The following is a 24,403-nucleotide window of genomic DNA, read 5'->3' as shown; positions in this document are numbered from 1 at the left end:
TCGACGAAGGGCCGTTCAGCCCTTCGAGTTTGGTTTTGGTGTGAGAATGGTCTTGGGACTGTTGTTCGAGGCGAACTCGGGCAATTCGCCAGTCCATTCGTAGGCCATCTCGCCCGGAGGATTTTCGTACCAGCCGGGATCGGAGTAATCGTCCGCGTCGATGCCGTCCCGCACCTTTACGACCGAAAACATGCCGCCCATCTCGATGGGGCCGTAGGGCCCCCAACCCGTCATCATCGGGATCGTATTGTCAGGCAGCGGCATTTCCATTTTCGCCATGTCCCCCATGCCGGACATGCCCATGGGCATGTATTCCGGCTGGAACTGACGGATCTTCTGGGTCAGCGGCTTCTTGTTGACCCCGATGAACGTCGGCACATCGTGACCCATGGCATTCATCGTGTGGTGCGACTTGTGGCAGTGAAGCGCCCAGTCACCCAGATGGTCTGCGACGAACTCATAGGCGCGCATCCCGCCCACGGGGATGTCGATGCTGACCTCCGGCCATTGCGCTTCTGACGGCACCCAGCCACCATCCGTGCAGGTGACCTTGAAGTCATAGCCGTGCATGTGGATCGGGTGGTTTGTCATCGTGAGGTTGCCGACGCGTACTCGCACCTTGTCGCCCTTGTTCACGACCAGCGGATCGATGTCGGGGAAGATCCGACTGTTCCACGTCCACAGGTTGAAGTCCGTCATCGTCATGATGCGCGGCACATATGTGCCGGGATCGATGTCAAAGGCATTCAGCATGATCAGAAAATCGCGATCCACCGGCATGAACGTGGGATCCTTGGGGTGGACCACGAACATGCCCATCATCCCCATCGCCATCTGCGCCATTTCGTCGCCATGGGGGTGATACATGAAGGTTCCTGATTTCACCAAGTCGAACTCGTAGATGAACGTTTTGCCTGGCGGGATGCTGGGATGACTCAACCCGGAGACCCCATCCATGCCCGAAGGCAGGATGAGCCCGTGCCAGTGCACTGTCGTGCCTTCCGGCAGCTTGTTGGTGACGTAGATGCGGACCCGGTCGCCTTCGACTGCTTCGATCGTTGGGCCGGTGGACTGGCCGTTGTAACCCCACAAATGCGCGATCATGCCGTCGGCAAGTTCGCGCTCTACCGGTTCGGCGACGAGGTGAAATTCCTTGACCCCGTTGTTCATCCGGTGCGGCAGGGTCCACCCGTTCAGCGTGACCACAGGTGTGTAGTCCGGCCCCGACGACGGACGCGCCGTAATCGCCGTTGCCGCACTGTCCATCTGCGCGGCTTCGGGTAGGCCCATGTTCAGGGTTTGACCCCAGGCTTTTGAAGAGACCAGCGTTGCGCCTGCCGCGCCGGCTCCGAGTAATTGACGTCTGTTCAACATGTCAGTTCCTTTCAGTGTCCTGCACCGCCACCGGCGGCAAGCGTTGCGCCTTCTCCACCAGCACCACCGCCGCCTTCGCCGCCGCCATAGATCGCGGCGGTCAGATCGGCCTGTGCCATGTAGAATTCGCGTTTTGCATTTGCCGCTTCCAGGGATGCGCCAAGTTTCTCGCGCACGTCAGTCAGCAGCTCGAAAGTGTTGGTGATCATGCCGTTGTAAGACAGCAAACCCTCTTCTTCGACGGTCGTGCGTAGCGGCACCAGAACGTCGCGGTAGTGGCGCGCGATTTTATATGCGGCATGATAGGAAGTCTCAGCACCTCGCGCTTCGGACCGGACGTTCACGGCCTTCTCTGCGAGCACGTTGGCCGCTTGTAGATAAGACAATTCCGCCTTGCGCATCCGGGCCTTGCCGGTGTCATAGATCGGGATCGCGAACTCCACTTCCACCTGAGGGGTGGTCACGGTTTCCGTTTCTCCGTCCTCAATTTCCCGCTCCGCCTCGAACCCGGCAATGAACTCAAGATCGCTGACAATGCGGGTCTGATCGGTCAGCCCAAACGCCTTGGCCTGCGCTTCCAGGCCAAGTTTGGCAACACGCAGATCCACCCGGTTTCGGAGCGCCTTGGCCTCGATGTCGGTCACACGGCCGACAGAACGCGGCAGTGCAGGAAGGGCATCTGGCACATGGTAATCGACTTCGGTGCCCCAGAGACCCATCAACCTGGTCAAAGCCTCCTTGGACCGAGTGGCGTTCAATCGTGCCTGTGCAAGTTGCCCCGCCAGTTCGGCATTGAATGCCTGTTCGCGGGCCTGCCCAGCTTTGTTGAGTGCGCCGGTCTCGCCCAACCTCATCGCCAGTTCAGAGCCGGCGTCAGAGGTCGCTTTCGCGCGCCGCAGATAGCTCACTGCCTCGAAGGCGGCGACTGCATCGACCCATGCCTTTCGCGTCTGATTGGCCAGCGCAAGTGTGTCGTTCACGGCATTGAGCTGAGCCTGCCGGAAGCTTGCATCAGCAATGGCCATGCGCTGTTTGCGCGTGGTGGCATCGAGGACGTTCGACCGGATCAGCCCTTCGATCGCTCTGTAGGCACCGAGCTCAGGCGCACCGATTCCCAAAACACCAATTGATACGATCGGGTTTTCCGGCGTCGATTGCTGCCAGGCCTCAGCGGCCGACAGGCCAACATTGGCGTAAGACGCTTGCAGACCTTTATTGTTCAGGAGCGCGACCTGAACGGCGGTGTCCGCCGAAATGGTCTTGCGATGCACCATCGCATGCACCTGCTTTTTCAAAGCCTCGTTTTCGGCCTGGGTTTCGGCGAAGGCAGTCCGTTTGCCGATGGCCGGTGTGACTTGGCTGGAAATGTTGGCGAAGCCGGCTTTCGGTTCCGTGTAGATGCCCGGTACAGCGGTTGCGCAGGCACCCAAAATTAGCGGAAAGCCGAATAGCAGAGGAAATTTCGATAGCCGCATCAGTTGCCCTCCGTCTGCTCTTGATTGACGGAACGCCAATCACGGGGACCCGTCGGACCACGATAGGTGTAGCCAGCCAATGGATCTTGATAGCTGATCGGAGACGAAACGGTCGCGTTGACGACAGCCTGTTGTGTCGCAACGGAGGGCAAAGGGGTAGGCTCATAGGCGCATGCGCCAAGCCCGAGGGCCGAAGCCCCCATAAGTAGATGAATTTTCATGAAGGTAACCTGATTGATGAACGATGTCTCACGCAGAGTCTGCGCAAGGCTCACACCCGGATTGGGCGCCGTTTCAGATCAGGAATCGAGGGGGCCGCAGAAACCCTGATGTTTCGACGGAATGCGTCTGACCGCTCAGGATCATATATTTTTTCGCAGCAATAGGATCCGGGAATACCAAGTCTGCGTCTGGAATGACGACAGAAATGCATATTCCGTTACAACACTGAGTTGATTGATGCTCTGTTTCACCAATGTCGGAGGATATGTCATCCACGTCAACTGTCGCCGGGTGTTTCATGTGGTCGGCGTGGATATCAGTTCCCTGACCAACTGTCGGTTCGCTGAGAAGGGCGCTGATCGATCCAGAATGCTGACCATCATGCATTCCCGAGGCCGCGTGTGCCGCAGAAGGTGGAGACAGAACCAATGCCAACGCAAAAGCGAAGCAAGTGAGGAATTTCACCCATACCGAAGTGGCGACACGCATTCTCATGAACGGAAACTTGGACGTTTTGACAAATTAGTCAACGCTTACAGCGCGGGAAGGTTTGGCACATTCTAGCGAGGCAGGCGAATTCTCGCTGCGAGCGCTCAAAACTGTTGCGCAATAGATACATAGCAACGTTCACCAGTCAGACAGAAGACGCGAAAATGGTAGTGAGTACTTCAGTAATGACTGGAAGTGCCGGGACTAACTCAGTCTTTGCGATCCGTAGCCCGCATCGTGAATCGCTGCCTTCAGAGCGCTTTCATCCAATGCGCTATCTACCTCGACGGAACGCGCAGTCAGGTCACAGGTGACAGTCGCGTGTGGGTCTATCGTCACAATGGCCTTCTCTATCGACGCGGTGCAATGTCCGCAGTTCATGTCCGGCACGCTGAACCTGATCATCACGATCTCCTTCTTACTGCTGCCATCTAGGCCGTCCCCCTATGGGAAGGTCAATGCCCGAAAAAATTCCTCGATGCATCTGTTGACCTTCCAGCGAATGGAACCCTTATCTCTCGGAGGACCAGGATCAGGAGTCACCCATGTCGGATTCGCATACCCTTCGACTTTCCCTGCAGAACATGTCCTGCGCCTCTTGCGTCGGGCGGGTGGAGCGTGGGCTTTCCGGCCTGCCGGGCGTCAGCGACGTTCGAGTCAACCTCGCCAGCGAAACCGCTCAGGCGCAGATCGACGCGCCAGAGCGCATTTCGAACATCGTCGAAAAGCTGGAAGAGATTGGCTATCCGGCCCGTAAGCAGAGCACTCGCCTGAACGTGGCCTCCATGTCCTGCGCGTCCTGCGTCGGTCGGGTGGACAAGGCTTTGGCGGCGATGCCAGGCGTGCTGGCCGTGAACGTCAATCTGGCCTCGGAAACTGCGACGGTAACGTATCTCGAAGGCGCGGTTGCGGTTGCAGACCTGCTGAAGGCGGCGGGTGACGCAGGCTATCCCGCGACCTTGCCGCAGGACAGAGAGGCGGAAGACACGAGTGTCCGGAAGGATGAAGAGGCGCGGATGCTGGCCCGCAGGACCGCCCTGGCGGCGGCCCTCACCCTGCCGGTGTTTCTGCTGGAAATGGGCGCGCATCTGATCCCCGGCATGCATGGTCTGATCGGCGACACGATCGGCCATCGAGCAAGCTGGCTGATCCAGTTCGTCCTGACCACGGTGGTTCTGCTCTGGCCGGGGCGCAGCTTCTACACGCGCGGGTTTCCAGCCCTGCTCAAGCGTGCGCCGGACATGAACAGCCTTGTCGCGGTCGGCACTTCTGCCGCCTATCTCTATTCTCTCGTGGCGCTATTCGCGCCCGCGCTGCTGCCCGAACGGTCGCGTGCCGTCTATTTCGAGGCGGCGGCGGTCATCATCGTGCTAATCCTGCTGGGCCGGTGGCTGGAGGCGCGCGCCAAGGGCCGCACCGGCGCAGCGATCCAGAAGCTGCTGGGCCTTCAGGCCAAGACCGCCCGCGTGCTGGTGGACGGAGAGCCTGAGGACGTGGCCATCGAGCGCATCGCCGCGGGCGACATCCTGCTCGTGCGCCCCGGAGAGCGGATTGCCGTGGACGGTGAAGTGACCGAAGGCAGCGCCCGCGTCGATGAGAGCATGATCACCGGCGAGCCGGTGCCTGTCGCCAAGTTGGTGGGCGATCCCGTCACCGGCGGGACCGTCAACGGTTCCGGTGCCTTCCAGTTCCGTGCGACACGCGTGGGAGCGGATACGACGCTGGCGCAAATCATCCGCATGGTCGAAGAGGCGCAGAGCGCCAAGCTGCCGATCCAGGGGCTGGTCGACCGGATCACCCTGTTGTTCGTGCCGGCGGTCATGGCGCTGGCGCTGCTTACGGTTATCGTCTGGCTGCTGGTCGGCCCCTCGCCCGCCCTGTCCTATGCCCTCGTTGCGGGTGTATCCGTGCTGATCATCGCATGCCCTTGCGCGATGGGGCTGGCCACGCCGACCTCGATCATGGTCGGCACCGGCCGTGCCGCTGAAATGGGCGTGCTGTTCCGCAAGGGCGATGCGCTGCAACAGCTTTCGACAGTGGATGTGGTGGCGCTGGACAAGACCGGCACGGTGACCGAAGGGCGCCCCGAACTGACCGATCTGGTGCTGGCCGACGGCTTTGAACGGGCCGAGGTGCTGGCCCTGGTCGCGGCGGTCGAGGCGCAGTCGGAACACCCTATCGCCGAGGCCATTCTGCGGGCGGCGGAAGCCGAGACGGTCACTCGACACGACGCGCGGAACTTCACCTCCATCACGGGCCACGGTGTCCGGGCCGAGGTCGCAGGCCGCGACGTGCTGGTGGGGGCCGACCGTCTGATGACGCGCGAAGGGGTGGACATCGGCGCGTTGGCCGACGCCGAGCGCCGCCTGGCTGAACAGGGCCGCACCGCGCTTTATGCCGCCATCGACGGGCGGGTGGCCGCCGTCATCGCCGTGGCCGATCCGGTAAAGCCGTCCAGCGCGGCGGCCATCCGGGCGTTGCACGATCTGGGCCTGAAGGTCGCCATGATCACCGGCGACAAGCGAGAGACGGCAGAGGCCATCGGCCGCGAGACCGGCATCGACCATGTGATCGCGGGCGTGCTGCCCGATGGCAAGGTGGCGGCATTGGACGATCTGCGCGGCCCGAGCCAGCACATCGCCTTTGTAGGCGACGGCATCAACGATGCGCCCGCGCTTGCTCATGCGGACGTGGGCATCAGCATTGGCACCGGCACCGACGTCGCCATCGAATCCGCCGATGTGGTGCTAATGTCGGGCGATTTGCGCGGCGTGGTCAACGCGCTGGAAGTGTCGCGGCGTACGATGCGCAACATCAGCCAGAACCTGTTCTGGGCCTTCGGCTATAACGTGGCCCTCATTCCGGTGGCGGCGGGGCTGCTCTACCCGGTGTCGGGCCTGCTGCTGTCGCCGGTGCTGGCGGCTGGGGCAATGGCGCTCAGCTCGGTCTTCGTACTGACGAACGCGCTGCGCCTGCGCCGCGTCCGCCCGGCGATGCAGGAACAGGCGCAACCCGGCTCTGCCGCCAACCTGTCACCAGTCCCGGCTGAATAAGCTCAAGGAGGAAACTATCATGAACATCGGAGACGTGGCCGACATGTCCGGCCTTCCCGCGAAGACCATTCGCTACTACGAGGACATCGGGCTGGTCGAGCCGCTGCGCAGTGCCAACGGTTATCGCAGCTTTCGGCAGAGCGACGTCCACAAGCTGGCGTTTCTCGGCCGGGCGCGCGCCTTGGGCTTCACCATCGAGGACTGCCGGAGCCTGCTGAAACTCTATGCCGACACCGACCGCGCCAGCGCCGAGGTCAAGCAGATCGCCGAAGAACACCTCGACCGGATCGACCGGAAAATCGCAGAACTGACCGAGATGCGCGCGACGCTGTCGCACCTTGTCGATGCCTGCGCTGGCGATCACAGGCCTGATTGTCCGATTCTCGCAGATCTGGCTATGGAAGAGGATAAGACCCGGACCGCCAGGGCAGCGGATTAAGATATGTCCCGCAGCGGGCAGCGCCACCCATAAGGTGCGACTGGCTGCAGCTTTTTCGGAACATTCCAGCGCGGGAAAGTTGTTCTACCTCTATACTTCACGATTTCGAGAGAGGACAACTTCATGTCATATGGCCGCTTTTTCGCGATGATCGCGACATCTACCGTCGTCATGTTCGGTCTGATGTATCTCAATACCTACCTCTGGACGCATGTGTTCTGGTCGGAAACGCGGGTCTACATGGCTCTCCTGATGGGTGCCACCATGGCGATCATCATGCTGGGCTTCATGCTGTCGATGTATTCCAGCAAGACGGCTAACGCCGCCATCTTCATCGGTGCCGCTGTGGTCTTTGCCGCCTCGCTCTGGCTGGTCCGCAGCCAGGTGACGGTGGGCGACACCAGCTACATGCGGGCAATGATCCCGCACCACTCGATCGCGATCATGACCTCCAGCCGCGCCGATATCTCGGACCCGCGCGTGCGCAAGTTGGCGGATGAGATCATCTATGCGCAGGACAAGGAAATCGCCGAGATGCGTTATCTGGTGAACGATATCGACGCCAATGGTGACAGTCCGGCACAGTCAGAAAGCGGACCGGCGCAGATCGTGAGCCTTGACGAGGCGCTGTCCACGGCGGAGATCACCATTCTCGATCTTGAATTCCTGACCCGGGAGGACATCGCACAACTCTTCCCGGACGGCGCGGCGTGCACGTTCACCTACACCACCACAAGCAGGCCTGCGCTGGCGGTGGGCCGCATCGACGGTGGGAGTGTAGCTCTCGCCAAGATCAGCGGCGATCTGGTGCGGCTGGAGGCTGGCGACGCCGGAAGCACTTGGGGCAAGGAAGGCATGACAGTGGCGTTGAGCGCGCCGAGCGGAACCGGCACATTGGCCGCAAATAGTGGCGAAATGCAGGACGCCGATCTCGTTCTCGAACTTGGGCCCGGTCTGCGTGCAGGGTATCGCGGACATTACGGTTGCGGTGCCTGAACCAGAAACTGGAGGAAACACCATGCCGAAAGACGCATCGAAAACAGCCCAACTCTACCGGATGGTCATGCTGGATCACCTTTGCCCTTATGGTCTCAAGTCCAAAGACCTGCTCGAACGGGAAGGGTACGAGGTCGAGGATCACCACCTGACGACACGCGAGGAAACTGATGCTTTCATGGAAAATCACGGGGTCGAGACCACGCCGCAGACCTGGATCGGCGACAAGCGCATCGGCGGCTATGACGATCTGCGGGTCCATTTCGGCCTTGACGCACCGGAAAGCGAACGCTCGGACACCTCCTATCAACCGGTGATCGCGATCTTTGCCGTCGCGTTTTTGATGGCGCTCGGCTTGTCATGGTACAGCTTTGGAACCATCCTCAGCCTGCGCGCGCTGGAATGGTTCATCTCGATCTCGATGTGCTTGCTTGCAGTGCAGAAACTTCAGGATGTCGAAAGCTTTTCGACCATGTTCCTAAATTACGACCTGCTGGCGCACCGCTGGGTGCGCTACGGCTATCTCTATCCCTTCGGAGAGGCCTTCGCCGGTATCCTCATGGTCGCAGGGGCGCTCACCTGGCTGTCGGCACCCGTGGCCTTGTTCATCGGCACCGTCGGCGCGGTTTCGGTCTTCAAGGCGGTCTATATCGACAAGCGCGAGCTGAAATGCGCCTGCGTCGGGGGCGACAGCAAGGTGCCGCTCGGTTTTGTCTCGCTCACCGAGAACCTGATGATGATGGTCATGGGTATCTGGATGCCGATCCGGGTCTACCTGATCGGCTGACGGCACCGCGACCTCTACAGAGGCGCGGCGTGGATGACATTGATTGGCGGAGATAATCCCTACACTGCAGCCATCACACCTAGAGCTGGTTCGAGATTCGTCACCCGATCGTCGCGAGAAAGGGAAACGTCCCCAGCAGCCAATAGGCAAACCGTGACAATTGCCCGGTCATGATGGCAACTCCCATGATGATCATGGCAACACCCGCGCCCTTGTAGAGCCAGCGACCGGCTTTGCCGATCTGCCTTACCCGCGCGGCGATGGCGTCGGTGAAGAGCGCGGCCAGCAGGAAAGGCACCCCCAGTCCAGCGGAATAGATCGACAGCAGCCAGATGCCGTCCGACATGCCGCCGGAGGTCGAACTGAGCGTCAGGATTGCGCCGAGGATCGGACCGATGCAAGGTGTCCAGCCAAAGGCGAAGGCCAGTCCCAGCACGTAGGCCCCAAACGGGCGACCGCCGGGAATGTCGAGATTGAAACGGGTATCGCGCGAGAACGCATTGAGACGAAAGACACCCAGCATGACCAGTCCGAACAGAATGATGATCGCGCCGCCGAGATAGTTTAGCTCGGTGCGCCATGTCAGCAGCAGGGATCCGAGCGCGCTGGCCCGGGCCCCGAGGGCGACGAAGACCGTCGAAAAGCCCAGGACAAAGCAGGCACTCAACCCGAGCGCCCCGGCGCGCGCCCGCAAGCCGACCGACCGCGTCGTGCGCAAATCTGGTTGCCCTGCGATGTACGAGACGTAGCCAGGCACCAGTGGCAGGACACAGGGCGACAGGAACGAAATGGCACCCGCCAGGAAGGCCGCGAAGATGCCGATGCCGGAAATATCCATCATACATCACGATCGTTGTTGAAAGGCCGCCAGACCCACCAGAACGCGACCAGCGGTATCACGATCCATTGCAACACAGGTGACAGGCCCGCATCGAGGATCGGAATGATCGGCATCAGGTCCGAATAGGCCCAGGCCGCGCGGATCACGATGTTGAGCCATTCGCTGAACAGCGTGTATCCGAGCCCGAACACCACCGTCAGGACGGTCACAGACCGCCGCGTCGAGGCGACCAGGGGCCAGCCCCGGCCCGACAGCATGAGGGCAAGCATCAGCGCGCTCATGGCGATCAGGATATCGCCACCCGTGCAATGGACGGCTGCGAAGACAATCTCACCCCAAGTGCCCTCGTTCCAGATCGTGTAGAGCGGCATATGCGCGAACTCCCAGATCAAGTTGGCCGGGATGATCACCGCAAAATACCGACGCAGAGCTGTCAGGGAAACTCCGTCTGTCGAGGACAGCCTGACGCCAGTCGCGACGACACTCATTGAAACACACCTGTCAGCCGGTCCCACCAGTTGGGCTCCCGGCGTCGATGCTGGGCGTTGTTGATCAACTCGCTGACATAGAGGATCAGGTTCACGTTCTTGAAGTCCATGCCATGGAATTTTGCAGCGAACCGCCCGCCGATGTCCACGACATGGGTGACCGCTCCGTGCATCATCATGTCGCTGTCGGCGGTCATCGTGAACTCCAGCCCATATTCCCGCGCCAGAAGGCGCGTCGCGTCATTTGCCTGATCGGATCGTTTGGTCAGAATGACCCAGTTGCTCGGATCGAGCCCATGCCGGTCCGCGTAATCGCGCAGACGAGCCCGATGACATCATCATGCTCGGTCAGCGTTTCCTTGAACATTGGTCTTCTCCTTTTCACTTGCGTTGCCGTGACCGTAGAGATCGGCGTTCTGATGAGCGCGATCCTCATGCTCAAATTCGAGACTGGAATGGCTGATGCCGAACTCTTCCTTCAGCCGCTTCTTGATCGCGCTCTTGATCTCTTCGATCTTCGACCAGCCCTCGGCTGCCACGACGACATGGCAGTCGAGCGCAGCCTCGTGCTCTTGCATTTGCCAGAGATGGACGTAGTGGACGTCGGCGACGCCTTCGACTTTCCGCATCGCTTCGACGACGGCCTCGTTGTCGATGTCCGGCGGGCTCCCGAGCATCAGGGTTCGGATTGGGCCGCCTATTTCAGTGAAAGACAGATACAGGATGTAGATCGCGATGCCGATGGTGATGGCAGGATCGACCCAACGCATGTCGTAAAGGATGATCAGCGACCCACCGACGATAACCGCGACCGAAGCAAGCGCGTCCGACAGGTTATGCAGGAAAAGCGCGCGGATGTTCACGCTGCCCTTCTGCATCGAATAGGTCAGCATTGCGGTCAGCGTGTCGACCACAAGCGCAATTCCACCGAGAATGACGACGGTCCACCCCATGACTTCGGGTGGATCAATCATGCGCATGCCACCTTCGTAGATCAGATAGAAGCCGATCACGATGAGGGTGGTGTAGTTGATCAGGGCCGCCACGATTTCGACCCGGCCATAGCCGAAGGTCATGCGTTCATCGGCCGGGCGGCGCGCGATCTTGCGTGCGGCGAAGGCAATGACAAGCGAGGCCATATCGGAAAAGTTGTGCAGCGCATCGGCGATCAGTGCCAGACTGCCCGAGAATATGCCCCCGACGACTTGCGCAACGGTAAGTAGCCCGTTTGCCCAGATGGCGATGGCAACCCGCCGGTCCCCAGAATTCGGATCGATAGGCGCGTGCCCGTGGTCATGTGGCATTGGCAGGCTCCGCGTGCGCGTGTGTCGCGCGTCGGTCAGTCTTCAGGCGACCGCTGCGAAAACCACGTACGCGCGCATTCATCCAGTGGCGGATGATATGACGGTAAAGGGCACCACGCAGCCATCCAAAGGATTGCTCATGGGACAAATAGAAGGCGTCCGGCGTATCAAACACGCCGAAATCTTGCACGATGCCGGATTTCTGAATGTAGGTATCTTCTCCGTTCCAGGTGACGGGAGGCGCGCCAAGGCAATCCGTGCCCGCGCCATAACCGCAGAGACTGTCCGTGTCCGAGAAAGACGTTTGCAGGACTGTCAGGAAAGCGTCATCCAGGATGAAGCCTTCGAGGTTGAACCAAGCACCTTGATATTCGATCTCAACCCATGAGTGGAGAATTTCTTGCGGAGCAAGCGGATACACCAACTCTGGGACAACACCGCGCTGCAAGCCTTTGTGGATCGTAAACCCATGCAACCGGCAACGAATGCCAACACCACGCAGCAACGCCATCAAGAGCGTCCCTTTGGTATTGCACTGCCCGTAGCCGTCGGAAAGCACCTCGGAGGCGGGGATGTCGTCAGCTCGATTGTATCCGAACGCGATTTCATTCCGAACGAAATCATAGGCAGCTCCGATCCGATCGTATTCGGATAAGCCGCGCCAGCCGCGGGTCTCAATTAGATGCGCAAGAGGCGCGGCATCAAAATCCAGTAATTTGGTGGGTGCAAGTAGGGGGTCGGTCATCTGCAACGGAGTCGCTCCTCGAATCGTCTTGGAACAAGCCTAATTACTATAGTCACTATAGCTTCAACCCTTTCTTTCAGAAAGAATCTCCCGCAACTATTTGCCCGTATGAACTGCTTTGTGGTGTTCGCCGTGTGCGTCGCGCAGAATGTCGATACCTCCCCAGGCCGCGATCCCGGCGACAATCACGCCGACGACGAGGTCCGGCCAGTTGGTTCCCAGCCAGGCGACGAGGCCGCCAGCCAAGACGATTCCGAGGTTCGCGGCGAAATCGTTGTAACTGAAGGTGTTGGCCGCGCGGATGTTGACGTCCGGATCTTTGAGCTTAGCGAGCAGCCAGACGCAGACTGCGTTGATCGCCGCCGCAAACAGGGCCATGGCGATCATGATCGTCCCGAGCGGATCTGACCCGCCGATGTAGCGGCGCCATGCATCGTAGAGGATACCAGCGGCGAACAGGATCAGCAGCCCGCCGGAAACGTTCGCCGCCCCGCGTTTCCATTTGTCGGATCGGGACAAAGCGAAAAGGCTGATCGCGTAGACGAAGCTGTCGGAGAGGTTATCGAGCCCGTTGGCGATCAGGGCACTTGAGTCGCCGAAGGCGCCTGTTGCGAAAAAGGCCACGGCCAAACCGATATTGAGCGCCAGAACGATCCAAAGCGTCCGTCTCTCCATTGAATTTTGTCTAGCAGCCATTTTGTGGTTCCAGCCTGTGTTGTACGACACATTAACTTCTGCGGCTGATCTGCGTTCCAGCCGGAATGTTGGCTGAATTCCTTCAGGCCCCGATTTCCTCGTGCTCGGTCAGGCATTCCGAATGGTCCCGCAACACCTCAAGCACCTTGCAGTCTCCCGTCCGCCCGCCGCTGCATTCGTGAACCATGCGTTTCAGTTCCGTGCGCAGCGCCTTCAGGCGGGCCATGCGCTGCTCCACCTGTTTGAGCTGGCGACGCGCGATGGCATCTGCCTCGTCGCAGGGGCGGTTGGGATGGTCGCTGAGGTCGAGCAGCTCGCGGATCGCATCGAGCGAGAAACCGAGTTGCCGCGAATGGCGGATGAAGGACAGTCGGTCGAGCTGTGCATTGTCGTAGCGCCTCTGTCCGCCTTCGGTCCTGCCAGGTTCGGGCATGAGTCCGATCTGTTCGTAGTACCGGATGGTCTGCACTTTTGTGCCAGTCTTCTTTGACAGAGTACCGATCGTGAGCATTTTCGCCTCCATGAAAAAGATACAGTTTGTGTAGGTTTTGCCGTCGGAATAAACAAGTGTCGGATTCACAGACGCGTGAGTTCAAGCTATACCATGATTTCGTGCTTGAACCTCTAGCGGCTAGAGGATGTATCCGCACATGCAATAAGAATCAATAACAGGCGAACAGGATTGTCCCTTACATCGGCACAGAAGTTTCTTTGGGTTTTGGCAGGCGTGGCAGCGCTTGCCTTCGTATGGCTTTTGCTCTGGTCCGACTATCGTGCCGACCGCGCCCGAACCGACGCCGAACCGCCTTTTTTCGCTAAATTCGAACTGACGGACCACCAGGGTATGGTTCGAACCGAGGAGGACTTTGCGGGGCGCTGGATGCTGGTGTTTTTCGGCTTCACCAACTGTCCCGACGTCTGCCCGACGACCCTGTCAGAGGTCGCGGCGGTGATGGACGGTCTGGGCGACGATGCCGCCAAGGTCCAGCCGATTTTCATAACAATCGACCCCGAACGGGACACGCCCGCCGCACTCGCCGAATACGTCCCGCTGTTCGATGCGAGCATCATCGGGCTGACGGGCACGCCGGAACAAATCGCCGCCACATCCGAGACGTTTCCGATCTTCTTTGAACGCGTCGAAGAGGCTGCGGCGCCGGATGGTTACACGATGGGCCACACGTCGCATCTGTTCCTCTTCGATCCCGACGCGGGCTTTGCCGACTCCTGGCCCTACGGCACCCCGGCCGAAGAGATTCTCGCCGATCTGGAAGAGAGGATCTGATCGACATGAACCGCATATCCGGAGAAACAGCCCTCGGGCTGGCATGGATCATCGCGCTCGTCGCCTCGCTTGCCGTGCTTTTCATCGGCGAGGTGCTGGGGCAGACGCCCTGTGTGCTGTGCTGGTTCCAGCGCGCCTTCATGTTTCCCTTGGCCATTATCCTAGGGCTGGGCCTTTGGTGGCGGGACGGCCGTGTGGGGCGCTACGGCATCGCATTGGCGCTTGGCGGCGGCGCAATCGCCCTCTGGCACATGGGGCTGTACGTCGGTCTTGTTCCCGAACGCATCCAGCCCTGCACGGCCACCGGCCCCTCTTGCACCGATGACAACCAACTGGTCTTCGGCATCCCGATCCCGCTGATGGCCCTCGCCGCCTTCGCGCTGATCGGGGCGCTGTCGGCCCTTTCATTGAAGGACACACGAAAATGAACCGACGCGCCCTGATCCTGTCCGTTCTCGCCTTCGGCGTCGCCGGTTTCGGCGGAACCACCTGGTTTGCAACCCGCCCCGGCCCGGTGGCCGAAGCGGAGCCTGTTGCGCCGGAACTCGCGGACGCGATGATCCGCCCCTACTCGCCCATCCTCGGGCCTGCGGAAGCGCCCGTCACGATCGTCGAATTCTTCGATCCGGCCTGCGAGGCCTGTCGCGCCTTTCATCCCGTCGTGAAGGACATCATGGCCGAGCATGGGGATGCTGTCCGCGTCGTGATCCGCTACACGCCCTTCCACGGCGCGGCATCCGAGGAAGCGATCCGCGTGCTCGAGGCGGCACGCATGCAGGACGTTTACGTGCCGGTGCTTGAGGCCGTTCTGCGGGAACAGCCGAGATGGGCGTCGCACGGTGCCCCGGCGCCCGGCCTGATCCTTCAGATCGCCGCCACGGCCGGACTCGATGCCGAGGCCGCGCGCACGCAAATGATGGCGCCCGATGTCGTGGCGATCCTGAACCAGGATCGTGCCGACGTCGAGACCGTGGGAATTCGCCAGACGCCCACATTCTTCGTGAACGGCAAGCCGCTCGATCCATTCGGGGAGGCAGAATTGCGTCGTCTGGTGGCCGCCGAAGTCGCTGCCGCGCAAAGCTGAATACAAAGGGCAGGATCAGAACGATGAAAAAGTATATTTTGACCAGCACACTGGCGGCGCTTTTGACCCTTGGAGGGTTCTCAGCGCCCGCGCTGGCCGGACCCGAGGATGTTGTCGTCGAGAACGCGTGGTCCCGCGCCTCCATCGGGATGAACCGTCCCGGGGCCGCTTACATGACGATCCGCAACACTGGCGACGAGCCAGTGACGCTGATCGGCCTTACAACGCCGCTCGCGATGATGCCCGAAATTCACGAGACGAAGACAAATGCCGAAGGTGTGAGTTCCATGAACCCGGCGGGGGAGATCGCGATCGCCCCGGGCGAGAGCGTCGCGCTCGAACCGGGGGGCCTGCACGCAATGCTGATGCGGCTGCAAGAACTGATGACGGAAGGGGACACCTTTCCGCTGACCCTGCTTTTCGAAGACGGAGGCGAAGTGACGGTCGAGGTGCCGATCCTCGGAATCGCCGCGCGGGGGCCAGAGGACTGATGCGGCGACGGGCGATCCTGGGGTACGGGGCGGCTGGTGTCGGGGCGGTCGCCCTGATGCTCTTCGTCGGTTGGTGGCAGGTCGATGGACCCGGTGGACCTGAACCTGTCGGGCAGCGGCCTGTGGCCCTGACCGAGATGGATTTCCGTCTGACGGATCATGAGGGCAACGCGGTCGGGCCGGAAACCCTGATCGGTCGCCCGACGATGGCGTTCTTCGGCTTCACCTACTGTCCCGATGTCTGCCCGACCACGCTCTCGGACATTTCGGGATGGCTCGACGATCTGGGAAACGAGGCCGACGAGATGAACGTGGTTTTCATCACGGTCGATCCCGAGCGCGACACTGTCGAAACGATGGCCGAATATGTCGGCTACTTCCATCCTGCGCTCCGTGGCTGGACGGGGCCGGAAGAGCAGATCGCGCGCGTCGCGGACGGCTTCCGCGCCACCTACGAGCAAGTACCGACGGAGAGCGGCGATTACACGATGAACCACACCGCGAGCGTCTTCCTGTTCGCAGCCTCTGGGCGGTTCGTCACCATGATCGACTATCACGAAGCCAGAGAATTCGCGGTGCCGAAGATCCGTCGCGCGCTGGCAGAAGAAATGGAGGGGGCGACATGAGGCTCAGAACTTTGGCGGCGGGTGTCGCAATTGCGGGGACGGTTTCGGGAGCGGCTATCGCCATCTCTGATCTTTTGTCGAAAGAACCCGTGCCGCCGGAACTTGCCCAGGCAGGTAGCTGGATGCCCCAAGGTCCTGAAGCCCCTAGAAACGTTGACATCCTCGTGACGCTGCCCGCGACGGCATGGGCAGAGGATGCACCCGACCTCGGCTCCCTACCCCTTCTGCAGGTCGCGTTCGCCGACAGGCCGGTAAGCGCGATCGAGCCACCGCTGTCGACGTGGTCGCGCGACATTGCACCTGGCGAGACGCTCGATTTCTTGCTGTCCGAAGCTGGACTTGCGGCACCTGACAGAGCCGAAGTTGCCCTCGCGCTTGGCGCGGAATACGATCTGCGACGGCTGCGGCCGGGGCACTCGGTCACTGTTGCTTCGACCATGGACGGCAGCCCCCGCACCGTCGCACTTGCCGTCGAGGACGGGGTTCGGATCGAGGTGGTGTTCGGCGAGCGGTTGTCCACACAGGTCGTGACTCCGGATCCGGAGATCGTAACCCTTGCCGGCGAAGCGGTGATCGACAGCTCGATCTTCGCGGCACTCGAAGAAGCCGGCATACCCGCCCGTTTTTCCGTGGACCTTGCGCAGATGCTGGGTGGGACCGTGGATTTCCGCCGCGAGATGGCCGGCGGCGAAGCACTAAGGCTTCTCTGGCGTGAGGCGCGGGTCGGCGAGGACAGGATCGGACAGCCCGAACTCGCCTTCGCCGCACTGGAGATCGGCGGTTCGCTTTACGAGATCGTATGGCCGGACGACGGCAGCGGTCAGGCGACGATCTACGTCGATGGCGAGGTGCTGCGCGTCTTCGCACAGCCGGTCGAGGGTGCGCGCCTCAGCTCGGTGTTCGGACGCCGCACGCATCCGGTCTTTGGCAACGTCCGGATGCACACAGGCGTCGATTTCGCAGCGGCACGTGGGACACCGGTTCAATCGACGGCACCGGGGCGGGTTAGTTTCATTGGCTGGCGCGGTGGCTATGGCCGTGTGGTCGAAATCTCGCACGGCTCCGACACCATGACGCGCTACGCGCATCTGAGCGCCGTGCCGGAAGACCTGGCACAAGGCCAACGCGTTGCGGCGGGAGATGTGATCGGCCGCGTCGGCGCGACTGGCACGGCGACAGGTCCGAACCTGCACTACGAAGTCCTCGTGGATGGGCGCCCGACTGACCCCCTCACTGACGACCGGCTCGCCGAAGCAGCTGAGAGCGAAGCGGATGATACCGCCGCGCTCTCGCGTCTGGCCGAGGCGCGGGCGCTTCTGAATGAAAACCTCGGCAGCGAGATTGCCGAAACGACAACCGAAAGGCTCTGACCCATGAAACGCATGACCCAAGCTCTTGCCATCACGCTCGCCCTTTTCCCGGCGGCCCAGGCCCTCGCAGAGGCAACGGCGATCGACGTCCGCAAGACGAACGGTTGCGGCTGCTGCCTCTCGTGGATGAACCACCTCGAAGAGAACGGTTTTGTGCCGACCGGCCAGGACATGTTCGGTGGGTCGCTGGTTCGCTTCAAGCTCGACAACGGCGTGCCGCAGCGCATGGTCTCCTGCCACACCGCGCTCATTGACGGCTACGTGATCGAAGGCCATGTACCGGCCGCTGACATCCGCCGCCTTCTCGATGAGCGCCCGGACGCAGTCGGTCTCGCCGTGCCTGGGATGCCCTATGGCTCGCCCGGCATGGGGCCAGAAGACGACCGCGAGGCCTATGATGTCTTCCTCATCCGCGAGGACGGGTCGACGGAAGTCTTTTCGAGCTACGGCGAAGGATAACCTGGCCCGCCCATGGAAAACCTCTCTCCGATCATGCTCGGCTTCCTCGGAAGTCTGGCTGCCGGATCGCTCACGGCAGTCGGAGCAGTTCCCGTGTTGTTTGGACGCATCCCGTCGCGGGCCACACGCGATCTGTCGCTCGGCTTCGCTGCCGGTGTGATGCTCGCCGCTTCCTTCTTTTCGCTGATCATCCCGGCATTGGATGCGGCCGAGCCGATGTTCGAGAACGGCGCGATGCCTGCGGCCATCGTATGCGTCTCGATCCTCTTGGGCATGGGGGCTGTCGCGCTGATGAACGAAAAGCTGCCGCACGAGCATTTCAAGACGGGACGCGAAGGGCCCGAAGCGGCGTCTTTGCGGCGGGTCTGGCTTTTCATCATCGCGATCACGATCCACAACTTCCCCGAAGGCCTCGCGGTCGGGGTCGGCTTCGGATCCGGAGGTATGGAGGGCGGTTTGCCGCTTGCTGTCGGCATCGGGCTTCAGAATGCGCCCGAAGGATTGGCCGTCGCTGTATCTCTGCTGGGCGAGGGATATCCGAAGCTGCGCGCCTGGGGCATCGCGGCGCTGACGGGCATGGTCGAGCCGATTGGCGGCCTGCTCGGGGCCGGGATCATCACGCTGTCGGAACCGCTGCTGCCATGGGGACTGGCCTTTGCCGCGGGCGCAATGCTCTACGTCATCAGCCACGAAATCATCCCCGAAACCCATCGCAGCGGCCATCAGAACAGGGCGACGCTCGGTCTCGCAGTCGGGCTCGTTCTGATGCTGTTTCTCGATGTCTGGTTGGGATGAGGCAATGTCATCATACAAAGTATCTGCGATGATCGGCGTCTTTGCAGCGCTTGCTGCGTTCGCGATCGATCAGATCACCAAAGCCATTGTCGTTGCGAATGCCGTCACTTTAAGCGCCGGGATTTCCGTGTTTCCGGGATTCAACCTCGTCTTTTATCGTAATGACGGCGTGACTTTCGGGATGCTGGGCGGCGCTCCGTGGTGGAGCCTCATCGCTCTCGCTCTTGCCATCTGTGTTTGGCTGGGGGTTATGCTGTTTCGCGCCGAAAATGCGGTCGAAACACTTGCCTATGGCGCGATCATTGGCGGAGCCTTGGGCAATGTTATCGATCGTGTGCGGTATCGGGCTGTAACAGACTTTCTCGATTTCTACATTGGCACAACACATTGGCCTGCCTTCAACATGGCCGATATATTTGTTGTCAGTGGCGTGGGGCTCTTGCTCGCCGCGCCATGGATCAGCGCGCGGCGTTCGATCAAGTCGTGAAACCGAAAATTCTGAACCGCATCGCTCTGCGCCACCGTTTGCTTTCGCGGATGACGCTTGGTTTCGCCGCCGGGGCGCTGACCGTTCTGACTTTCCCGCCTTTCTCGCTTCTCCTGCTCGTTCCCGTTGCCTATTCCGCGTTCTTTGTCGGTCTTCGCGATCTCTCCCTAGGGCGTGCTTTCCTCGTCGGCTGGGCGTTTGGTCTTGGCCAGTTCGGTTTCGGGATTTCGTGGATTGCAGAGAGTTTCTACGTCGAGGCCGAGCGGTTCGGGGCGATGGCGATCCCGGCTGTCGCGGGATTGTCCGCAGGTCTCGCAATTTTCCCAGCCATTGCCGCAGCGCTCTTCGCCGAAATCGCGCGGCGCGGAGCCCTGGGTAGTCTCCTCGCCTGCCTCCTGTTCACGACCTCCTGGACCGCGACCGAGTGGTTGCGTGGTCACGTTCTGACAGGGTTTCCCTGGAACCTCGCCGGCTACGCACTTGCCGACTACGCCGCCCTTCGCCAGACCGCCGCCTGGGTCGGAAGCTATGGGTTAAGCTTTCTCAGCGTGTTCGTCGCGGCACTTCCCGGCGCGGCTGTCATGACGTCCGGGCGGCAACGATTGACCGTTTCGCTCATGGCGCTGGCCGGCATCGCGACGATGTGGGCTGTCGGTACGCTTCGCCTCCAGTCGGATGCACAACAGCCACCCGGTGTCGACCTGCGCATCGTCCAGGGCAACATTCCACAAGAGGAGAAATGGGCGCCCGAGAACCGCGAGGCGACCTTCGCGCGCTATGTTGAGCTTTCAACCCAGCCCGGCGATTTCGACGTTCTTCTTTGGCCGGAAACCGCCTTTCCGGGTTTCCTCGATGAGGATACGGAGGCGCGGGATCGCATTGCCGCAGCGCTACCAGACGGCAGCATGCTGCTCACCGGGGTGCCGGACCGTGTACCGAGCGAGGATGGCACCCGATATTTCAACACGGTCCAGGCTTTTGGCGAGACCGGCAGAATCCTGACCGGATACGCGAAACACCATCTCGTACCCTTCGGCGAATATGTGCCATTCCGTGGCTGGTTGCCCATCGAGCGACTCACGGCGGGTCTGGGCGATTTTACGCCCGGACCGGGCCCGCGAACGCTTGCGCTTCCGGGTGTGCCCCTGGTCGCCGTGGCGATCTGCTATGAGATCATCTTCCCAAGCCATGTGGTCGACGACCTGTTCAGGCCGGACTGGATTTTCAACGCGACAAACGACGCCTGGTTCGGCACCAGCATCGGACCCGAGCAGCATCTGGCTTCCGCACGGATGCGTGCCGTAGAGGAAGGCCTTCCTGTCATCCGAGCCGCGAATACGGGCATCTCCGCGGTCATCGACGCGAACGGTGACCTCGTCGCGCGGCTCGGCAACGGAGAAACCGGTGTAATAGATGCGGCTCTGCCCTCTGCTCATCCGTCAACGCTATATGCGCGCTTCGGCGACTGGGCGCTGCTGGCTCTCATCTTCACTACTTGGGCCGTGGGACTGGCTGCAGGTCTGGTCGGCACACACCGGTGCAACAAGAGAACACGAACGGAGAAAAAGTCATGCTGGTAATCGCGGGCATTGTCGCGGGTGCGATCTGGGGTGGATATCTGGCGCGACGCCGAAAAGGAAACCGGCTGGATATCCTCCAGTATGCGGCGAGTTCGGCGATCGCCTTCGGTCTTCTCACCTATTTCGTTTCGGTGGTCCTCTTGCGCATCTTTGCATGAGAAGGGTTTCGAAACGGCACCGACGTGAGACGTCTTTTCAACATATTACTGTACGGGTTCTTGGCGATCTGTATCACGGCATCGGTTGGTTCCGGGTTGGTCTATTTTCTGCTGAGCGCATCCGTTCCCGACTACAACGAGGACTTCTCGGTAGCAGGCTTAGGTGGACCGGTCGATATTCTGCGAGATGCCTCGGCAATCCCGCACATTACCGCGAGTTCCGCCGCGGATGTCTATTTCGCGATCGGCTTCGTTCATGCGCAAGACCGACTCGGTCAGCTGTTAAGGGCAAGGCGAATGGCCGAAGCTTCTTGGCCATCCGATGAGACATTGTCCGTTGCGCCAGCGGTCTCAGACGCGCTCGAATCCTATGCCGCCGGCGTCAATGCGTGGCTCGAGCTGGTGTCGGCGGGAGGGCGCGGCAGAGGCTCGCCGGAACTGTTGATCGCAGACGAACGGTCGATCGATGCCTGGACACCTGGCGATAGCCTGAGGATTGCCCGGTCTTTTCTGAATGGCCTGCGACCGGAAAGCGCACGGAAAGGAACGCCGAGCTTATCAAGTGCAATTATACCGTCGGATCGACCAAAAGTGCTCGAACTATTTGCGACTGATCCGCAGCAGCGCCTCGATGCATGGGCGATAGACGGTGACCGAACCGCTGCCGGGACACCAATTCTCGCCGCCGATATCAGCGGTTCCCTGTCGCTGCCCTCGGAATGGTATCTCGCCGATCTTCAGTTTTCGACAGGGCCGGCCATAGGGGCCACGATGCCGGGCGTACCTTTCGTTATTGTCGGTCGCAATACGCGCGTCGCCTGGGCCTTCCGGTCATTTCCCGTGCCAGACGAGGAGGCACCAAGGGGGCCGTCACCCGTGCAGGCGGCAGGTTTCCTGACGATGCTGGAGCTGTTCACGCGTTCGGCCGACGCGACCGATGCCATCGGAGTTGCCGCAGACATGTTGCCGAAAGGCATGGAGGCATTGGCCATTGACCGAGAGACCGTTGCCCGATGGCCAAAAGAGGAAGCCGTACGAGCGTTGTCATTTCGCGACATTCGACTGGCGGAGCTTGAAGCGCGGCAATCGATCTTCTCGACTGAAGGCGCCATCGGTGTTCAAAGGGACACCGTAAGTACCGTGGCGCGAACCCTGCTGCCCCTGATGGCGAAGGAGCTTTGGTTCGTGCAGTCCAGAGACAGCATCGAAGGCACCGATGCGAACGACCTTCGTCGTGAACTACTGGACAGGCTTGCGTCGTGGAATGGCGACATGGATCGCTATTCACCGGAACCTCTGCTGTTCTGGACTTGGCTCCGGGCTTTGCAGCAGCGCATTTTGAAAGACGAATTTCCGGCAGCGCAGCAACTCTGGACCCGTCCGAACCCGAACTTTCTTTATGCGGTACTCAGCGATCGTCGCGGTAGCGCAATCTGGTGCGACATCCGCCTATCCTCACCTCGCGAGACATGCGAGGAGCAGGTTCGCGTGGCCCTGGATGATGCCCTTGGCTGGCTGGTCGATCGATATGGGCGCGATCCCTCGACGTGGACCTGGGGGGAGGAGCATAGATTGGACATGCAGTGGTCGCCGATCAGTTCACGTGGGTTGCTGACCAACCTGCTGTCCCTTCAAGCGCCGATTTCAGGCGATCCGTTTACGCAATTCTTGACATCATTTGGTGTTGAAGAAGACCGTCCATTCCTTGTGAGTGCCGGAAGCAATTTTCAGGCGGTCATGTCGATATCGGAAGCAGCGGGATCATACTACATCACGCCCGCCGGACAGTCGGGACATCCGCTATCTCGATTCTACGACAATCTCTTTCCCTCGTGGATACAAGGCGAATACCTCGCCATGTCGACCGATCTGTCACTGGCCCGTGGCGGCGCTTCCGGGATCTCGCGGCTCACACCGGCTACCTCCGACAACCCTCGGATGAGCGAGGGCCAGAGCGAATGATCACAAACTTCTTCTTCCTTTACGACCCTTTCGGCTATGTGCTGTCACCGGTGTCGCTCATTGTTGTCGGTCTTACAGTATGGCTGTTTTTGCGTGGGCTCAAAATACACGCTCGCTGTCTCGGAAGGGTTTCTGGTTGGCGTCGAACCGCCTTCTTTGTCGGCCTCGCGGCCGTCCTCGTCGCGACGAATGGGCCGCTCGCGCCATTGGGGCACAGTCTGTTTTCGGTACATCAGGTCGAGCATCTTCTTCTGCGACTGGTAGGACCGCTTCTTATCGCGGTTTCTCAGCCCTGGCTTGGCCTTCAAGCCGGATTGAAAAGGGAATGGCGCCGACGCCTTGCCGCGATTGGGCGTGCGCGCATCCCGCGATTCTTGGCGCTTCCTGCATCTGCCACCTCCTTGTTGATTGGTGCGCTTTTCGTCTGGCAGATCCCGATGATCTACGCCCTTACACAACGTATTGCGGCGATGGAAGCGCTGGCACATCTGTCTATGGTGCTTGCTGGGCTTTGGTACTTTGCTATGCTGTTCGATCTGCGTGATCCGCCTGAAGGAGCGCGGCGCGGCGCTCGGCTGATGTCAGGGTTCGTAGTGATCGTTTCCAACATCTTTCTGGGCTCCCTGACAACGCTCAAGGAGGTGCCCCTCTATGGATCAGAAATCATCGCAGCGAGCGGTGGTCGACTTCGCGCCCTGGCTGACGAGACAATCGGTGGCTACGTAATCTGGGTCCCGTCGTCGATGGTTCTCATCGCGGCAATCATTCTGGTGCTGAACGGCTGGAACGCGGCGGAGGAACGGCGCTGGACGTCCCGCTACGACCTGATGCGCCAATCGAATGCGGCGGCGCTCGAGTTTCCGGAAACCGCGGAGGAACTGCGTCTGAAAGTAGAGAAGCCGAACCGGGACATGGGCCGTACGCTCGCCCTTGGCGCATTCTCCATGTTCATGGTTGTCATGATTACCGTCGTGACCATCGTCTATGCCCTCGGATAGATTGAATTCGACATGAGACCAGACGCATTCTTCTCCGCTAGGGCCCGCCTGTTTCGCCACTGCCACGGCTGGACACATATTGTAGTGTCCTTACGCGTACCGGGTGCTTGCGCTGGCCCCCGGCGGCGAGCGTCACTTTAGCCGTGATCGCCATCGAAGTGATCAACGTGGCCCTGTGCCGACGATTTTCCTGATCTGA

General features: G+C 60.8%; 28 protein-coding genes. 17 read left to right on the top strand and 11 right to left on the bottom strand.

Features of this window, described 5'->3' with window-relative positions; genetic code table 11:
• Nucleotides 1–15 precede the first annotated feature (15 nt).
• The 4 genes from TQ29_RS19970 to TQ29_RS19960 form a co-directional block, all read right to left on the bottom strand.
• Nucleotides 16–1,374, bottom strand: coding sequence for a multicopper oxidase family protein (locus tag TQ29_RS19970; protein WP_141102058.1), 1,359 nt, complete (start codon nt 1,372–1,374; stop codon nt 16–18).
• A gap of 11 nt (nt 1,375–1,385) precedes the next feature.
• Nucleotides 1,386–2,849 carry a TolC family protein gene (locus TQ29_RS19965; RefSeq protein ID WP_054540802.1) on the bottom strand — a complete coding sequence of 488 codons (1,464 nt, stop codon included), beginning with the start codon at nt 2,847–2,849 and terminating at the stop codon, nt 1,386–1,388.
• A 294-nt stretch (nt 2,850–3,143) separates the two neighbouring features.
• Nucleotides 3,144–3,560, bottom strand: a complete 417-nt coding sequence (locus TQ29_RS20530; RefSeq protein ID WP_230040108.1) for a hypothetical protein — start codon at nt 3,558–3,560, stop codon at nt 3,144–3,146.
• A 204-nt stretch (nt 3,561–3,764) separates the two neighbouring features.
• Nucleotides 3,765–3,965, bottom strand: a complete 201-nt coding sequence (locus TQ29_RS19960) for a heavy-metal-associated domain-containing protein (protein WP_009815466.1) — start codon at nt 3,963–3,965, stop codon at nt 3,765–3,767.
• Between the two features lie 140 nt (nt 3,966–4,105).
• Here TQ29_RS19960 and TQ29_RS19955 point away from each other — a divergent pair, with 140 nt between their 5' ends.
• The 4 genes from TQ29_RS19955 to TQ29_RS19940 all read left to right on the top strand — a co-directional run bounded on the left by TQ29_RS19955 (nt 4,106) and on the right by TQ29_RS19940 (nt 8,835).
• Nucleotides 4,106–6,613, top strand: a complete 2,508-nt coding sequence (locus TQ29_RS19955) for a heavy metal translocating P-type ATPase (RefSeq protein WP_054540801.1) — start codon at nt 4,106–4,108, stop codon at nt 6,611–6,613.
• Nucleotides 6,614–6,632: 19 nt separating this feature from the next.
• Nucleotides 6,633–7,052, top strand: a complete 420-nt coding sequence (gene cueR, locus TQ29_RS19950) for a Cu(I)-responsive transcriptional regulator (RefSeq protein ID WP_009503818.1) — start codon at nt 6,633–6,635, stop codon at nt 7,050–7,052.
• A 123-nt stretch (nt 7,053–7,175) separates the two neighbouring features.
• Entirely contained in the window at nt 7,176–8,048 is an 873-nt protein-coding gene (locus TQ29_RS19945) for a DUF305 domain-containing protein (protein ID WP_009503819.1), read from the top strand.
• Between the two features lie 22 nt (nt 8,049–8,070).
• Nucleotides 8,071–8,835, top strand: coding sequence for a MauE/DoxX family redox-associated membrane protein (locus TQ29_RS19940; RefSeq protein ID WP_170317858.1), 765 nt, complete (start codon nt 8,071–8,073; stop codon nt 8,833–8,835).
• Nucleotides 8,836–8,935: 100 nt separating this feature from the next.
• On the opposite strand, the gene TQ29_RS19935 is transcribed toward TQ29_RS19940, so the two are convergent.
• The 7 genes from TQ29_RS19935 to TQ29_RS19905 form a co-directional block, all read right to left on the bottom strand.
• On the bottom strand, nt 8,936–9,676 hold the full coding sequence (locus TQ29_RS19935; protein WP_028095358.1) for a cytochrome c biogenesis CcdA family protein: 741 nt from the start codon (nt 9,674–9,676) through the stop codon (nt 8,936–8,938).
• Nucleotides 9,673–10,164, bottom strand: a complete 492-nt coding sequence (locus TQ29_RS19930) for a hypothetical protein (RefSeq protein ID WP_009503822.1) — start codon at nt 10,162–10,164, stop codon at nt 9,673–9,675. The genes TQ29_RS19935 and TQ29_RS19930 overlap by 4 nt, the downstream gene beginning before the upstream one ends.
• Entirely contained in the window at nt 10,161–10,361 is a 201-nt protein-coding gene (locus tag TQ29_RS21225) for a hypothetical protein (RefSeq protein WP_028095359.1), read from the bottom strand. The genes TQ29_RS19930 and TQ29_RS21225 overlap by 4 nt, the downstream gene beginning before the upstream one ends.
• 141 nt (nt 10,362–10,502) lie before the next feature.
• Complete coding sequence (locus TQ29_RS19920) at nt 10,503–11,468, bottom strand: cation diffusion facilitator family transporter (RefSeq protein WP_028095360.1); 966 nt, start codon at nt 11,466–11,468, stop codon at nt 10,503–10,505.
• On the bottom strand, nt 11,458–12,213 hold the full coding sequence (locus TQ29_RS19915; protein ID WP_028095361.1) for a transglutaminase family protein: 756 nt from the start codon (nt 12,211–12,213) through the stop codon (nt 11,458–11,460). Before TQ29_RS19915 ends, TQ29_RS19920 begins: the two co-directional genes overlap by 11 nt.
• A 96-nt stretch (nt 12,214–12,309) precedes the next feature.
• Nucleotides 12,310–12,888, bottom strand: coding sequence for a cation transporter (locus tag TQ29_RS19910; protein ID WP_028095362.1), 579 nt, complete (start codon nt 12,886–12,888; stop codon nt 12,310–12,312).
• Nucleotides 12,889–12,991: 103 nt separating this feature from the next.
• Nucleotides 12,992–13,420: a helix-turn-helix domain-containing protein gene (locus TQ29_RS19905; protein ID WP_013959865.1), complete on the bottom strand. Its 429-nt coding sequence runs from the start codon at nt 13,418–13,420 to the stop codon at nt 12,992–12,994.
• A gap of 207 nt (nt 13,421–13,627) precedes the next feature.
• Between TQ29_RS19905 and TQ29_RS19900 the strand changes: the two genes are divergently transcribed.
• From TQ29_RS19900 to TQ29_RS19840, 13 genes are read left to right on the top strand one after another with little or no spacing between them, the layout of a single operon-like run.
• The gene (locus tag TQ29_RS19900) at nt 13,628–14,194 is read left to right on the top strand and encodes an SCO family protein (RefSeq protein WP_028095363.1); all 567 of its coding nucleotides are present in this window, start codon (nt 13,628–13,630) and stop codon (nt 14,192–14,194) included.
• Nucleotides 14,195–14,199: 5 nt separating this feature from the next.
• Complete coding sequence (locus tag TQ29_RS19895; RefSeq protein ID WP_028095364.1) at nt 14,200–14,622, top strand: disulfide bond formation protein B; 423 nt, start codon at nt 14,200–14,202, stop codon at nt 14,620–14,622.
• Nucleotides 14,619–15,278, top strand: a complete 660-nt coding sequence (locus TQ29_RS19890; protein ID WP_028095365.1) for a thioredoxin domain-containing protein — start codon at nt 14,619–14,621, stop codon at nt 15,276–15,278. The genes TQ29_RS19895 and TQ29_RS19890 overlap by 4 nt, the downstream gene beginning before the upstream one ends.
• Before the next feature lie 23 nt (nt 15,279–15,301).
• The gene (locus TQ29_RS19885) at nt 15,302–15,769 is read left to right on the top strand and encodes a copper chaperone PCu(A)C (protein ID WP_028095366.1); all 468 of its coding nucleotides are present in this window, start codon (nt 15,302–15,304) and stop codon (nt 15,767–15,769) included.
• Nucleotides 15,769–16,395: an SCO family protein gene (locus TQ29_RS19880; protein WP_028095367.1), complete on the top strand. Its 627-nt coding sequence runs from the start codon at nt 15,769–15,771 to the stop codon at nt 16,393–16,395. The genes TQ29_RS19885 and TQ29_RS19880 overlap by 1 nt, the downstream gene beginning before the upstream one ends.
• On the top strand, nt 16,392–17,765 hold the full coding sequence (locus TQ29_RS19875; RefSeq protein WP_028095368.1) for a M23 family metallopeptidase: 1,374 nt from the start codon (nt 16,392–16,394) through the stop codon (nt 17,763–17,765). Before TQ29_RS19880 ends, TQ29_RS19875 begins: the two co-directional genes overlap by 4 nt.
• A 3-nt stretch (nt 17,766–17,768) precedes the next feature.
• Nucleotides 17,769–18,224 carry a DUF411 domain-containing protein gene (locus TQ29_RS19870; protein ID WP_028095369.1) on the top strand — a complete coding sequence of 152 codons (456 nt, stop codon included), beginning with the start codon at nt 17,769–17,771 and terminating at the stop codon, nt 18,222–18,224.
• Between the two features lie 12 nt (nt 18,225–18,236).
• On the top strand, nt 18,237–19,019 hold the full coding sequence (locus tag TQ29_RS19865; protein ID WP_028095370.1) for a ZIP family metal transporter: 783 nt from the start codon (nt 18,237–18,239) through the stop codon (nt 19,017–19,019).
• A gap of 28 nt (nt 19,020–19,047) precedes the next feature.
• Nucleotides 19,048–19,506 carry a signal peptidase II gene (lspA, locus tag TQ29_RS19860; protein WP_009503845.1) on the top strand — a complete coding sequence of 153 codons (459 nt, stop codon included), beginning with the start codon at nt 19,048–19,050 and terminating at the stop codon, nt 19,504–19,506.
• Entirely contained in the window at nt 19,473–21,086 is a 1,614-nt protein-coding gene (lnt, locus tag TQ29_RS19855) for an apolipoprotein N-acyltransferase (protein WP_028095371.1), read from the top strand. The genes lspA and lnt overlap by 34 nt, the downstream gene beginning before the upstream one ends.
• Nucleotides 21,077–21,244: a hypothetical protein gene (locus TQ29_RS21025; protein ID WP_009503847.1), complete on the top strand. Its 168-nt coding sequence runs from the start codon at nt 21,077–21,079 to the stop codon at nt 21,242–21,244. Before lnt ends, TQ29_RS21025 begins: the two co-directional genes overlap by 10 nt.
• A 60-nt stretch (nt 21,245–21,304) precedes the next feature.
• Nucleotides 21,305–23,206 carry a penicillin acylase family protein gene (locus TQ29_RS19845; RefSeq protein WP_223870726.1) on the top strand — a complete coding sequence of 634 codons (1,902 nt, stop codon included), beginning with the start codon at nt 21,305–21,307 and terminating at the stop codon, nt 23,204–23,206.
• On the top strand, nt 23,203–24,204 hold the full coding sequence (locus TQ29_RS19840; protein ID WP_028095373.1) for a cytochrome c oxidase assembly protein: 1,002 nt from the start codon (nt 23,203–23,205) through the stop codon (nt 24,202–24,204). The genes TQ29_RS19845 and TQ29_RS19840 overlap by 4 nt, the downstream gene beginning before the upstream one ends.
• The last annotated feature ends 199 nt before the right edge of the window (nt 24,205–24,403 follow it).

The organism is Actibacterium sp. EMB200-NS6, assembly GCF_001305615.1.
Lineage (GTDB): Bacteria > Pseudomonadota > Alphaproteobacteria > Rhodobacterales > Rhodobacteraceae > Actibacterium_A > Actibacterium_A naphthalenivorans.
Note: the sequence above shows the minus strand (reverse complement) of the source record. Positions and strands in the feature narration are given on the sequence as shown.

Excerpts from the sequence above, each read along its gene's own strand:
- TQ29_RS19970 (WP_141102058.1), bottom strand. The coding sequence starts at position 1,374 with ATGTTGAACAGACGTCAATTACTCGGAGCCGGCGCGGCAGGCGCAACG.
- TQ29_RS19965 (WP_054540802.1), bottom strand. The coding sequence starts at position 2,849 with ATGCGGCTATCGAAATTTCCTCTGCTATTCGGCTTTCCGCTAATTTTG.
- TQ29_RS20530 (WP_230040108.1), bottom strand. The coding sequence starts at position 3,560 with ATGCGTGTCGCCACTTCGGTATGGGTGAAATTCCTCACTTGCTTCGCT.
- TQ29_RS19960 (WP_009815466.1), bottom strand. The coding sequence starts at position 3,965 with ATGATCAGGTTCAGCGTGCCGGACATGAACTGCGGACATTGCACCGCG.
- TQ29_RS19955 (WP_054540801.1), top strand. The coding sequence starts at position 4,106 with ATGTCGGATTCGCATACCCTTCGACTTTCCCTGCAGAACATGTCCTGC.
- cueR (WP_009503818.1), top strand. The coding sequence starts at position 6,633 with ATGAACATCGGAGACGTGGCCGACATGTCCGGCCTTCCCGCGAAGACC.
- TQ29_RS19945 (WP_009503819.1), top strand. The coding sequence starts at position 7,176 with ATGTCATATGGCCGCTTTTTCGCGATGATCGCGACATCTACCGTCGTC.
- TQ29_RS19940 (WP_170317858.1), top strand. The coding sequence starts at position 8,071 with ATGCCGAAAGACGCATCGAAAACAGCCCAACTCTACCGGATGGTCATG.
- TQ29_RS19935 (WP_028095358.1), bottom strand. The coding sequence starts at position 9,676 with ATGATGGATATTTCCGGCATCGGCATCTTCGCGGCCTTCCTGGCGGGT.
- TQ29_RS19930 (WP_009503822.1), bottom strand. The coding sequence starts at position 10,164 with ATGAGTGTCGTCGCGACTGGCGTCAGGCTGTCCTCGACAGACGGAGTT.
- TQ29_RS21225 (WP_028095359.1), bottom strand. The coding sequence starts at position 10,361 with ATGACCGCCGACAGCGACATGATGATGCACGGAGCGGTCACCCATGTC.
- TQ29_RS19920 (WP_028095360.1), bottom strand. The coding sequence starts at position 11,468 with ATGCCACATGACCACGGGCACGCGCCTATCGATCCGAATTCTGGGGAC.
- TQ29_RS19915 (WP_028095361.1), bottom strand. The coding sequence starts at position 12,213 with ATGACCGACCCCCTACTTGCACCCACCAAATTACTGGATTTTGATGCC.
- TQ29_RS19910 (WP_028095362.1), bottom strand. The coding sequence starts at position 12,888 with ATGGAGAGACGGACGCTTTGGATCGTTCTGGCGCTCAATATCGGTTTG.
- TQ29_RS19905 (WP_013959865.1), bottom strand. The coding sequence starts at position 13,420 with ATGCTCACGATCGGTACTCTGTCAAAGAAGACTGGCACAAAAGTGCAG.
- TQ29_RS19895 (WP_028095364.1), top strand. The coding sequence starts at position 14,200 with ATGAACCGCATATCCGGAGAAACAGCCCTCGGGCTGGCATGGATCATC.
- TQ29_RS19890 (WP_028095365.1), top strand. The coding sequence starts at position 14,619 with ATGAACCGACGCGCCCTGATCCTGTCCGTTCTCGCCTTCGGCGTCGCC.
- TQ29_RS19885 (WP_028095366.1), top strand. The coding sequence starts at position 15,302 with ATGAAAAAGTATATTTTGACCAGCACACTGGCGGCGCTTTTGACCCTT.
- TQ29_RS19880 (WP_028095367.1), top strand. The coding sequence starts at position 15,769 with ATGCGGCGACGGGCGATCCTGGGGTACGGGGCGGCTGGTGTCGGGGCG.
- TQ29_RS19875 (WP_028095368.1), top strand. The coding sequence starts at position 16,392 with ATGAGGCTCAGAACTTTGGCGGCGGGTGTCGCAATTGCGGGGACGGTT.
- TQ29_RS19870 (WP_028095369.1), top strand. The coding sequence starts at position 17,769 with ATGAAACGCATGACCCAAGCTCTTGCCATCACGCTCGCCCTTTTCCCG.
- TQ29_RS19865 (WP_028095370.1), top strand. The coding sequence starts at position 18,237 with ATGGAAAACCTCTCTCCGATCATGCTCGGCTTCCTCGGAAGTCTGGCT.
- lspA (WP_009503845.1), top strand. The coding sequence starts at position 19,048 with ATGATCGGCGTCTTTGCAGCGCTTGCTGCGTTCGCGATCGATCAGATC.
- lnt (WP_028095371.1), top strand. The coding sequence starts at position 19,473 with ATGGATCAGCGCGCGGCGTTCGATCAAGTCGTGAAACCGAAAATTCTG.
- TQ29_RS21025 (WP_009503847.1), top strand. The coding sequence starts at position 21,077 with ATGCTGGTAATCGCGGGCATTGTCGCGGGTGCGATCTGGGGTGGATAT.
- TQ29_RS19840 (WP_028095373.1), top strand. The coding sequence starts at position 23,203 with ATGATCACAAACTTCTTCTTCCTTTACGACCCTTTCGGCTATGTGCTG.